The organism is Mycobacterium sp. TH-M25 (genome assembly GCF_057473665.1).
The window spans coordinates 1-10,753 of sequence record NZ_JBYCLA010000344.1 but is presented as its reverse complement, the minus strand read 5'-3'; the positions used below and the strand labels follow the sequence as shown (position 1 = coordinate 10,753).

The window sequence follows — 10,753 nt, the reverse complement described above, 5'->3', positions numbered from 1 at the left end:
CCGCACAGTCGGCGAATCTGCGTTAAGCGTCTTCCATCAGATCCGGGGTGACGGCCGACTCGGTGTCGGCAATGCCGTCGACCTTCGCCTTACGGTCTGCCATCGACAGCAGGCGCCGAATACGGCCCGCCACAGCATCTTTCGTCATCGGAGGGTCGGCCAAGCGACCCAACTCCTCCAGCGAGGCCTGTCGATGCGCGACGCGCAGCTTGCCCGCCGTGGCCAAATGGTCGGGCACGCCGTCGCCGAGAATCTCCAACGCCCGTTCCACGCGCGCGGCAGCGGCGACCGCGGCACGTGCCGATCGGCGCAGGTTGGCGTCGTCGAAGTTGGCCAGCCGGTTCGCGGTCGCTCTGACCTCGCGGCGCATCCGCCGCTCTTCCCACACCAATCGGGTGTCCTGGGCGCCCATCCGGGTCAGCAGCGCCCCGATCGCTTCACCGTCGCGTACGACCACGCGGTCAGCACCCCGCACCTCCCGCGCCTTGGCACTGATACCGAGTCGGCGCGCAGCGCCCACCAATGCCAGCGCGGCCTCGGGACCGGGGCAGCTGACTTCCAACGCCGACGAGCGTCCCGGCTCGGTCAGCGAGCCGTGAGCCAGGAAAGCACCACGCCACGCGGCCTCGGCGTCACAGATGCTGCCGCCGACCACCTGAGCCGGCAAGCCTCGCACCGGCCGGCCACGCAGATCGAGCAAACCAGTCTGCCGGGCCAGCGCCTCGCCGTCGTTCGCGACCCGCAGCACATATCGGGTGCTCTTACGGATTCCACTGGCGGACAACACATGCACAATCGCGTTGTAGCCGTACAGGTCGAAGATGTCCTTACGCAGCCGCCGCGCGATGCTGCCCATATCGACCTCGGCCTCGACGACCACCCGGCCGGCCACGATGTGCAGTCCACCGGCGAAGCGCAGCAGCGAGGTCACCTCGGCCCGCCGCGCGCTCACCGCGGTCACCACCAGGCGACTCAATTCGTCTTTGACTTCGGCCGTCATCGCCACGCGTCGTCACTCCTCGGTCCGTTGCGACCCTGCACCGGCTGACCGGTTTCGCGCGCGCCGACGCCCTCAAGCGCCGCGGCCAGTCTGCCCGGGTCATGTAAAGGTGTACCAGGTCTGGACACGTCAGCGAACTGAACGTGGGCATCTAGCAGCGTTGCGGTGCGGCGCAGCTGGTCACGCTCCCGCTCACTCGGTACCCGCTCGCCGTCGATGATCACGTCGTGCACGGTGAAGCCCGGGGCGTGCTGAGCCAGCACGTGAAGGTGACGTTCCACCGAGAATCCTGCCGTCTCCCCCGGTTCGGCGACCAGATTGAGCACCAGCGCGCGACGCGCGGAGGTCGCCTGCAGCGCCGCGGCAAGCCCGGGCACCAGCACGTGCGGGAGCACGCTGGTGAACCATGAACCCGGACCCAGCACCACCAGATCGGCGGACATAATCGCGTCGACGGCCTGCCGGGTGGCCGGCGGGTCGCCGGGCAGCAGCCGCACCCGGCGGACCTTTCCCGGTGTGGTGGCGATCGCCACTTGCCCGCGGATGACCCGGAACATCCGCGGATCGGTCTCCAAGCCGGACACGTCGGCTTCGATCTGCAGCGCGATCGGACACATTGGCAACACCCGGCCCCGCACACCCAGGATGCGGCCGACTTCGTCGAGGGCGGCCACCGGGTCGGCCAGCACCTCGCTGAGACCTGCCAGCAGCAGATTGCCGATCGGGTGGCCCGACAGTGCACCGCTACCACCGAAGCGGTGCTGCATGATGGTCGCCCACAGTCGGCCTTGTGGACTGTCAGAAGCCAACGCCGCCAACGCCATTCGCAGATCGCCCGGTGGCACCACGTCGAGTTCGCTGCGCAACCGGCCTGACGAGCCACCATCGTCGGCGACGGTGACGACGGCGGTCACGTGCGGTGTCAGCCGCCGCGCGGCCGATAGCGTCGCATACAAGCCGTGCCCTCCGCCCATGGCGACAATCCGCCGACTCATTCGCGGCCCAGATCCCGGTGCAACACCCGCACCGTGAGCTGCTCGTCGGATTCGAGCAGCCGCGCCAGCGCCTCGGCGATCGCGACGCTGCGGTGTTTGCCGCCGGTGCAGCCGATCGCCACGGTCATATAACGCTTCCCCTCCCTGCGGTAGCCGTCGACAATCAGGGACAGCAATCGATGGTATGTCTGCAGGAACTCGGCCGCGTCGGTCTGGCCAAGCACATAGTCGCGGACCTCGGGATGCCGGCCGGTGAGCGGGCGCAATTCGTCGACCCAATGGGGGTTGGGCAGGAATCGGACATCCATCACGGTGTCGGCGTCCATCGGAAGGCCATATTTGAAGCCGAAAGACTCGACCGTGACGCTGGTTTGGGCGACGGCCTCACCGCCGAAGGCCCGTTCGATGCTTTCCCGCAACTCGCGGACCGCCAACGTCGAGGTGTCGATGATCAGGTCGGCGGTCGCGCGAACGGGCGCGAGCATTTCGCGCTCGGCGGCGATGCCCTCGGCCAACGTCTGGGCACCCTGCAGCGGATGGCTGCGGCGGTTCTGCTCGTAGCGCCGCACCAGCATGTCATCTGAGGCCTCCATGAACACGACACGCGGGCTGATGTTGCGGGTGGCCAGGTCGTTGCGGACCCAGTCCAGGTCGCCGGTGAATCCACGCGAACGCACGTCCATCACGATCGCCAGCTGCGTGATCCGCGAGCCCGCATCCAGACCGAGGTCGACCATCCGGGTGATCAACTGGGGCGGCAGGTTGTCGGCGACATACCAGCCGAGGTCTTCGAGCACCTTGGCCGCGGTGCCACGACCGGCACCCGACAGACCGGTGACCAGAACCACGTCAATCCCGGAATCGCTTATGGCGGCGTGATTGTCGGCGCTTTCGAGTTTTGGCCCGTCCATCCCCTCGCCTGTCATCCCGACGCCCGTTCCGCGATTCGCTCCTGCGCTGCGGGGTCCGACCCGGCGCCGGGGCTACCGCCCAGCGCATCCAGCACCGCCGTGGCCGTCGCAACGCCGATACCCGGCACGGAGGTAATCTCTTCGACCGTAGCCTCCCGAAGCCGCGCCAGGGAGCCGAAATGAGCAACGAGCGCTTTGCGACGATGCTCGCCGAGCCCGGGCACCGAGTCCAGCGCCGACGCCGTCATCCGCTTCGAACGCTTGCTGCGGTGATAATTGATCGCGAATCGATGGGCCTCGTCGCGTACCCGCTGCAGTAGATACAGCCCCTCGCTGTTGCGCGGCAGGATGATCGGATCCGGTTCCGCGGGCACCCACACCTCTTCGAGCCGTTTGGCCAAGCCGATTACCGCGACGTCGTCGACGCCCAGCTCTTCGAGAACCGCGCTGGCCGCGTTGACCTGTGGAGCGCCGCCGTCGACCACGTAGAGGTTGGGCGGATACGCAAAACGACGCGATTTGCCCTCGGGCGAAAGAGTATTCGAGTCTTGGACGTGCCGCAGGAACCGGCGACGAGTCACCTCGGCGATCGACGCGACGTCGTCGGAACGGCCGTGTCCGGCCGCCTCCCGGATCCCGAAGTGGCGGTAGTCGGATTTGCGCGGCAGTCCGTCTTCGAACACCACCAACGACCCGACAACGTCGGTGCCCTGGACGTGGCTGATGTCGACGCACTCGATACGCAGGGGCGCAGCGGCCAACCCCAGGGCCTCCTGAATATTCTGCAGCGCAGCGGATCTCGCCGTGAAATCGCCGGCGCGCTTCAGCTTGTGTTGTTGCAAAGCCTCTTTGGCGTTGCGCTCGACCGTTTCAGCCAGTGCACGCTTGTCGCCGCGACGGGGAACACGCAACGCCACCCGCGAGCCCCGTAGTCCGCTCAGCCAGGTCGCAAGTTCTTCGGCGTTGGCCGGCAGGCATGGCACCAGAACCTCGCGGGGCACTGAGTTGGCAGCTTCATCCGCCGCGCCGCCGAGTTCGGCCTGGTCACCGTAGAACTGCGTCAAGAATTGCTCGACTAGCTGCTCTTCACTGGATTCACATGGGTCGCCTGGCTTTTCGACAATCCAGCCGCGTTGTCCGCGGACCCGTCCGCCGCGGACGTGGAACACCTGAACGGCGGCTTCCAAGTCGTCGTCGGCGAACGCCACGACGTCGGCGTCGGTACCGTCGCCCAGCACCACCGCCTGCTTTTCCATGGCGCGCTGGACCGCGCCCAGGTCGTCGCGCAGACGCGCCGCCCGTTCGAAGTCCAGGCTCGCCGCGGCTGCGTGCATCTGCTGTTCCAGGCCTCGGGCGAACCTGTCGGTTTTGCCGGACAGAAAATCGCAGAAGTCCATCACAATCTGGCGATGCTGTTCGGCGCTGACCCGGCCGACGCACGGCGCCGAACATTTGTCGATGTAGCCGAGCAGGCAGGGCCGGTCGATTTGGTTGTGCCGCTTGAATACTCCCGCAGAGCAGGTGCGCGCCGGGTATACCCGGGTGAGCAGATCCAGGGTCTCGCGGATCGCCCAGGCGTGCGAGTACGGTCCGAAATAGCGAACACCTTTGCGGCGCGGCCCACGGTAGACCATCAACCGGGGAAATTCCTCGTTGAGCGTGACCGCTAACACCGGATAGGACTTGTCGTCGCGGTAACGCACGTTGAATCGCGGATCGAACTCCTTGATCCAGTTGTATTCCAGCTGCAGCGCCTCGACCTCGGTGGTGACCACCGTCCACTCCACTTTGGCAGCGGTGGTCACCATCTGCCGGGTACGCGGATGCAGACCGGCGATGTCGGCGAAGTACGAGTTCAGCCGGCTGCGCAGGCTCTTGGCCTTGCCGACGTAGATCACCCGTCCGTGCTGATCGCTGAACCGGTACACGCCCGGCTCGACCGGGACGGACCCCGGAGCGGGGCGGTAGGTCGCGGGATCGGCCACGGTGTCCAAGGCTAGTCGCTGCTAGAAGGGCGGCGGTGCGGTGTCGGGTTGGGCCGGCGCCCTCGCAGCGAGGCGGAGCTCGCGATTGCGTCGCCGCTCGGCACAGACCCGCTGCTCATGGTTCTGCCTGCGGGTGCGTGTCCGGGTCGGCATCCGCATCGCCCGGTCGCTGCAGCGATCACCGCGCCGCGTCGATGCCGACGGCACGTTGGCGGTCGGTACGCACAGAGCCGGGAACAACAGGGCGCTGCCCGGCGTGGTCACGTGGGTATGACCGTCGGGAAGCAACCAGATGACGGTACCGTCGGGCAGCTGCTTATCGCGCCAGCCTCCAAAAGTCTTCAACAGATGATGTTTTCGACACAGCGCTTTGAGGTTGGAGGCATGCGTCCAGCCGCCGCTACCGTAGGCGACGGTATGGTCCACATCACAATCGTTGGCCGGGTGATCACAACCCGGTGCGCGGCAAGTCAGATCGCGCGCTCGCACGAAGGCAGCGAGCTTGGCCGACGGGGCGTAGCGCGGCTCGGGCGCACCCGATGGTGCGACCAGCGGTTGCAGCTGCGCGTCCTTCGCCAGTTCGGCGACCAACTCCGCCGAGATCAAGCCTTCCGAACCGAGTACCGCACCGGGCGTCTGCCCGCTGCCGTCGATGCTGGACTGTTCTGCGACTACGTAGATCACCACGCTGCCCTTGCCGGTGCGCGCCGCGGCGTCGCAGCCCGGCGACCCACACCCGCACACCAGTCGATCCGCGCCACCGGCCAACGCGCCCAACGCATCCGCGCGTCGCTGTTCGCGGTTGCGGGGGTCGCCGTTGCACACCGTGCCGGCGATCTCGTCGAGCCTGCGGTCGAGGGCGCGCCCCGCGGTGGCGAGCACCGTACCCGTCACGAACGCCATGCCGGTTTCCCCGGCAATGACGTCGACGTAGCGATCCCGCAATCCGTCCTTGGCGCGACGCACCGCATCCGCATCGACACGGGCCACCACCTTGTCGACTTCCGCAGCCAGCCGGCCACGGGTCAGGGTCGGAGTCCGCAGTAGTCGGGCCGCCAGCAACGCATCCACCCGCGCGAGCACATCAGGATCGGTGATCAAGTCGGTCCTGAACACGATCGTCTGAAATGCGCGATAGTCAATGCCACCGGCTTGAAATACCCGGCCCACCTTCGGGAATCGGTCGCGCAGAGCCACTGCGTAGCGCAAATAACTGGAGCCCATGGCAATGCTGCAGTTCAGCGCCGCCGCCACCTGGGCCGCGACCGCCTCCCAGGTGTCCATCGGCCAATCAGCCTGCTCACCCGAATCGCGCAGCCGCAATGCGAACAGCTCCCCCACCGCCACGAGCCGCCGGGCCGCCGCCCGGGCCTCTGATCGACCCGCCTCGCCGATCCGGTCGAGGAGCGCAGCGGACTCCGGTGTGGGTCGCGACGCATACCATAATTCGAACATGTATTCGATTATGCCACGGCCGTGTGACACGTCAGTGCGCCGTCAGGTCGGGCCGATATTGCTCGACCAGTCTCCGGACGGTGTCCATTGCGGCCACGGCACGGTCCTTGTCGACGGACTGGATCGCCATCAACGGCACGTATTCGTCGTCGGGCAGATCGATTCGGGCCCAGCGCGCCCCGGCCGGAAACGACACTCCTACCACGTCATCCCACGGCACCAGTCGGTCGCCGAGCACATTGCGCACCGACAGACCGGCAGGACCCACCCGCAGCCGCGGCCGGGCCAACAACAGCACCAGGCCGGCAAGGACAACGCCGAGCAGCACCATCGCAATTTGGTCCGAGGTCTGAAAGATCACGCCGGTGGATCCGAACTTGAGCAGCAGGGCGATCACCACATGCGCGATGACGAGGACCGCAGCGGCGGCGTAGGCGGCGTAGGGGGTCAGGCGGGGCCGCAGTCGGGCATCCCAAGTATCCCGATCGGGCTTGGCGCTCAAGACTTTTCGCGCAGTCCGCGCAGGGTCAGCGCGGTGCTCAACGCCGCAGCCGTCGCCTGACCACCGTTGTCCTCGGCGGAATCCGGCAACCCCGCCCGATCCAGCGCCTGCGCCTCGGTGTTGGTGGTCAACACGCCGTTGGCCACCGGCGTGGACTCGTCCAGCGAAACCCGGGTCAGCCCTTGGGTTACCGCGTCACAGACATAGTCAAAGTGCGGCGTCTGGCCGCGAATCACCACACCAAGAGCGACGACGGCGTCGTGATTACGGGCGACGGCCTGCGCGACCACCGGTATTTCGATTGCGCCGCGTACCCGCACGATCGTCGGGTTCTTGACGCCCCACTCCCGCGCGATCAACTGGGCGCGGTCGAGCAACTGATTGCAAATCTTGCCGTGCCATGTGCTGACCACGATCGCCAAGCTGAGTGCAGAAGCGTCCTGCGACGCGATGTCGGGCACCCCAACGCCGCTCATCTGCGCCACTCCTTAGTCACAGGGCACCGCCGAATTCGCCAGGCAGATGGATGGATTCGTGATAATCGTCCAGTCCGACCAGGTCGTGGCCCATTCGGTCGCGCTTGGTCTCCAGGTAGCGGATGTTCTCGGCGTTGGCGCGCACCGGCAGCGCCACCCGCTCGATGATGTGCAGGCCGTAGCCGTCCAATCCAACCCGCTTCGCGGGATTGTTGGTCAGCAGCCGCATGGAGCGGACACCGAGGTCGACCAGGATCTGCGCGCCGGTGCCGTAATCTCTTGCATCGGCGGGCAAGCCAAGTTTCAGGTTCGCATCGACGGTGTCGTCGCCGGCGTCCTGCAATTGGTAGGCCTGCAGCTTGTGCATCAAACCGATGCCGCGGCCCTCATGGCCGCGCATGTAGAGCACCACGCCACGGCCTTCGCGCGCGACCATCGCCATCGCGGCATCCAGCTGCGGCCCGCAATCACACCGGAGTGACCCGAACACGTCGCCGGTCAGGCATTCGGAGTGCACGCGAACCAGCACATCGTCGCCGTCGAAGTTCGGTCCGGCGATCTCGCCGCGCACCAAAGCGACATGCTCGACGTCCTCGTAGATGCTGCTGTACCCGACAGCGCGGAATTCGCCGTGCCGGGTGGGAATGCGCGCCTCGGCAATGCGCTCGATGTGTTTCTCGTGCTTGCGGCGATATTCGATCAGGTCGGCGATCGCGATCAAGGCCAGACCGTGCTCGTCGGCGAAGACCCGCAGCTCATCGGTCTGCGCCATGGCGCCTTCATCTTTCTGGCTGACCACCTCGCAGATCGCGCCGGCCGGCGACAGCCCCGCCAGCCGGGCCAGGTCGACCGCAGCTTCAGTGTGGCCCGGGCGGCGCAGCACGCCACCATCTTTGGCGCGCAACGGGACTACGTGACCGGGCCGGGTGAAATCCTCTGCGACACTGCCAGGTTCGGCGAGCAGTCGCATCGTGGTGGCACGGTCTGACGCCGAAATACCAGTTCCCACACCAATTTTAGCATCGACCGTGATCGTGTACGCGGTGCCGTGCTTGTCCTGGTTGATCGCGTACATCGGCAATAGACCGAGTCGGTCGCAGATGTCGCCAGCGAGAGGCACGCAAAGGTACCCCGATGTGTAGCGGACCATGAACGCGACCAACTCCGGCGTGGCCTTCTCGGCCGCGAAGATGAGGTCACCCTCGTTTTCCCGATCTTCGTCATCTACGACGACAACGGCCTTGCCGGCCGCGATGTCGGCGATCGCGCGCTCGACCGAGTCCAACCTCGTCATCGCAGCCACCTTGTTAGACATTCCACCTGAAGCCCTCAGGCATTAGCTCCAGTATGAACCACTACGTTGCGTTGCTAGTTGCCCCTGCTCACTCAGCGGACACGTTGGTCACAGCGGTTCACCACCCGCAGATGCGCCATAGGTTTACCGGCGCGGCTCGTCGCTAATGCATAGCGGGCCTATTTATCTTTGTGCAGGTGCGAAAAGACCGCTGAAACCAAAGAATTGTGTGGGTGCGGTCCACGGGGCGACCGGACCAGCGCGGATGACCCGGGACAGCCGCCGCCTCCTGATCCCGCACCTCGGCCACACCGGCGTCACATCGACAGCGATCCGCTAATGGGCCGATAAGCTACTTGTGCGTGAGCAGCCGCTCGACATACTTCGCGATGACGTCCACCTCGAGGTTCACGCGTGCGCCCGGCGCCGCGGGGCCCAAGGTAGTCAGTTCGCGCGTCGTGGGAATCAGCGAGACCTCGAACCAGTCATCGCCGAGCGCGGACACCGTCAGCGAAATGCCATCGACGGTGATCGATCCCTTTTCCACGACATAGCGGGCCAATTCGACCGGCAGTCCGATCCGGACCACTTCCCAGTGCTCGGCCGGTGAACGGCTCAGGATTTCCCCGGTGCCGTCGACGTGGCCTTGCACGATGTGGCCGCCGAGCCGGCTGTTCAGGGCCGCGGCACGCTCGAGATTGACCGGGCTACCCGCAACCAAGCGACCCAGGCTCGACCTGCTCAGGGTCTCGCCCATCACGTCGGCGGTGAACTGACCGCCGGGCAAGACCTCGACGACCGTCAGACATACACCGTTGACCGCGATCGAATGGCCATGTCCGGCATCGGCCGTGACGATCGGCCCCGCGATGGTGAACCGGGCGGAATCCCCCAGGTCGTTTTTGCCGACGACCGTACCCAGTTCTTCGACGATTCCGGTGAACACCGCCTCAGGCTAGTGAGTGTTGTCGCGCCGCGCGACGTCCGGTCGCCTTGCGCGTCCAAGTCTTGTCGGCGCGACCCGCTAGGCTGCAAGTCATGCAGACGCGTAAGCCGTTTGGCTCAATTCTCGCCGCCCTCGCTATCGTCGCCGCCTTGATCAGCGGCTGTTCGTCGTCCAAGCAATCCAGCAGCCCGCTACCGGATGCCGCGACCCTGATCAAGGAGTCCGCCCAGAGCACCAAGAAGGTCACGAGTGTGCACCTGGCCCTGACGGTCAACGGCAAGATCAAAGGCCTTCCGGTGAAATCCCTGACCGGCGACCTGACCACCACGCCGCAGACCGCGGCTCAGGGCAACGCGAGCATCGTCTTCGGCGGCTCCGACATCGACGCGCCGTTCGTGGTGATCGACGGCACTCTGTACGGCGCACTCACACCCGGCCAGTGGGACAGCTTCGGCAAGGCGTCGGATCTCTACGACCCGTCCACCATCCTCAAGCCCGACGTCGGTCTGGCCAACGTGCTGGCCAATCTCGGCAACCCCAAGTCCCAGTCGCGGGAGAACGTCGACGGACAGTCGACCATCAAGATCACCGGAACGGTCTCGGCGGATGCGGTCAACGGCATCATGCCCCGGCTGAAGGCAACCCAGCCGTTTCCGTCGACCGTGTGGATCGAGGAAAACGGTGACCATCAGTTGGTGCAGACAACTCTTGAGCAGAGCCCGGGCAATTCGCTTCAGCTGACGTTGTCGAACTGGAACGCCCCGGTGCAGGTCACCAAGCCGCCGGTGGCTCCGGCACCGTGACGGCACCCCAGCCCCACCACGCGGGACGCTTCGTCGCGATCAGCGCCGGCAGCCTCGCGGTTTTGCTCGGCGCCCTCGACACCTACGTCGTGGTCACGATCATGCGCGACATCATCGGGACGATCGGGATCCCGGTAAATCGCCTGCAGCGGATCACCCCGATCATCACCTGGTATCTGCTGGGCTATATCGCCGCGATGCCGTTGCTGGGCCGGGCATCCGACCGGTTCGGCCGCAAGCTGCTGCTCCAGGTCAGCCTGGCCGTTTTCCTGATCGGATCGATAGTCACGGCGCTGTCCACCAATCTCGATGTGCTGGTCGTCGGCCGGACCATCCAGGGGGTGGCCAGCGGGGCGCTGCTGCCGGTGACCCTCGCGCTCGGCGCC

At 66.1% G+C, this 10,753-nt stretch carries 11 protein-coding genes; 2 read left to right on the top strand and 9 right to left on the bottom strand.

Annotation, left to right across the window (positions count from 1 at the left end; all coding sequences use genetic code 11):
- Positions 1-22: 22 nt before the first annotated feature.
- The 9 genes from whiA to AC2VOU_RS11560 all read right to left on the bottom strand — a co-directional run bounded on the left by whiA (position 23) and on the right by AC2VOU_RS11560 (position 9,564).
- Complete coding sequence (whiA, locus tag AC2VOU_RS11600; protein WP_486957510.1) at positions 23-1,000, bottom strand: DNA-binding protein WhiA; 978 nt, start codon at positions 998-1,000, stop codon at positions 23-25.
- A complete protein-coding gene (gene yvcK, locus AC2VOU_RS11595; RefSeq protein WP_486957508.1) occupies positions 997-1,995 on the bottom strand; it encodes a uridine diphosphate-N-acetylglucosamine-binding protein YvcK in 999 nt (332 codons plus the stop codon). Before yvcK ends, whiA begins: the two co-directional genes overlap by 4 nt.
- The gene (rapZ, locus tag AC2VOU_RS11590; RefSeq protein WP_486957509.1) at positions 1,992-2,906 is read right to left on the bottom strand and encodes an RNase adapter RapZ; all 915 of its coding nucleotides are present in this window, start codon (positions 2,904-2,906) and stop codon (positions 1,992-1,994) included. Before rapZ ends, yvcK begins: the two co-directional genes overlap by 4 nt.
- Positions 2,907-2,917: 11 nt before the next feature.
- Entirely contained in the window at positions 2,918-4,891 is a 1,974-nt protein-coding gene (gene uvrC / locus AC2VOU_RS11585; RefSeq protein ID WP_486957507.1) for an excinuclease ABC subunit UvrC, read from the bottom strand.
- Between the two features lie 21 nt (positions 4,892-4,912).
- Entirely contained in the window at positions 4,913-6,346 is a 1,434-nt protein-coding gene (locus AC2VOU_RS11580; protein WP_486957506.1) for an HNH endonuclease signature motif containing protein, read from the bottom strand.
- A gap of 31 nt (positions 6,347-6,377) precedes the next feature.
- Complete coding sequence (locus AC2VOU_RS11575) at positions 6,378-6,848, bottom strand: PH domain-containing protein (protein ID WP_486957505.1); 471 nt, start codon at positions 6,846-6,848, stop codon at positions 6,378-6,380.
- Positions 6,845-7,324, bottom strand: a complete 480-nt coding sequence (gene ribH / locus AC2VOU_RS11570; protein ID WP_486957504.1) for a 6,7-dimethyl-8-ribityllumazine synthase — start codon at positions 7,322-7,324, stop codon at positions 6,845-6,847. The genes AC2VOU_RS11575 and ribH overlap by 4 nt, the downstream gene beginning before the upstream one ends.
- A 16-nt stretch (positions 7,325-7,340) precedes the next feature.
- Complete coding sequence (locus AC2VOU_RS11565; protein ID WP_486957503.1) at positions 7,341-8,618, bottom strand: bifunctional 3,4-dihydroxy-2-butanone-4-phosphate synthase/GTP cyclohydrolase II; 1,278 nt, start codon at positions 8,616-8,618, stop codon at positions 7,341-7,343.
- A 352-nt stretch (positions 8,619-8,970) separates the two neighbouring features.
- Positions 8,971-9,564 (bottom strand): riboflavin synthase, encoded by a 594-nt coding sequence (locus tag AC2VOU_RS11560; protein WP_486957502.1) that lies wholly within the window; start codon positions 9,562-9,564, stop codon positions 8,971-8,973.
- 92 nt (positions 9,565-9,656) lie between these two features.
- Here AC2VOU_RS11560 and AC2VOU_RS11555 point away from each other — a divergent pair, with 92 nt between their 5' ends.
- Both AC2VOU_RS11555 and AC2VOU_RS11550 read left to right on the top strand, forming a co-directional pair.
- Positions 9,657-10,367: an LppX_LprAFG lipoprotein gene (locus AC2VOU_RS11555; RefSeq protein WP_486957501.1), complete on the top strand. Its 711-nt coding sequence runs from the start codon at positions 9,657-9,659 to the stop codon at positions 10,365-10,367.
- Positions 10,364-10,753, top strand: a 390-nt coding sequence (locus tag AC2VOU_RS11550; RefSeq protein ID WP_486957500.1) for an MFS transporter, incomplete at its 3' end; no start/stop codon positions are given. The genes AC2VOU_RS11555 and AC2VOU_RS11550, both read left to right, overlap by 4 nt.

Coding starts and splice junctions, on each gene's coding strand:
- ribH (WP_486957504.1), bottom strand. CDS start 7,324: ATGAGCGGCGTTGGGGTGCCCGACATCGCGTCGCAGGACGCTTCTGCA.
- yvcK (WP_486957508.1), bottom strand. CDS start 1,995: ATGAGTCGGCGGATTGTCGCCATGGGCGGAGGGCACGGCTTGTATGCG.
- AC2VOU_RS11555 (WP_486957501.1), top strand. CDS start 9,657: ATGCAGACGCGTAAGCCGTTTGGCTCAATTCTCGCCGCCCTCGCTATC.
- AC2VOU_RS11565 (WP_486957503.1), bottom strand. CDS start 8,618: ATGACGAGGTTGGACTCGGTCGAGCGCGCGATCGCCGACATCGCGGCC.
- rapZ (WP_486957509.1), bottom strand. CDS start 2,906: ATGGACGGGCCAAAACTCGAAAGCGCCGACAATCACGCCGCCATAAGC.
- AC2VOU_RS11580 (WP_486957506.1), bottom strand. CDS start 6,346: ATGTTCGAATTATGGTATGCGTCGCGACCCACACCGGAGTCCGCTGCG.
- whiA (WP_486957510.1), bottom strand. CDS start 1,000: ATGACGGCCGAAGTCAAAGACGAATTGAGTCGCCTGGTGGTGACCGCG.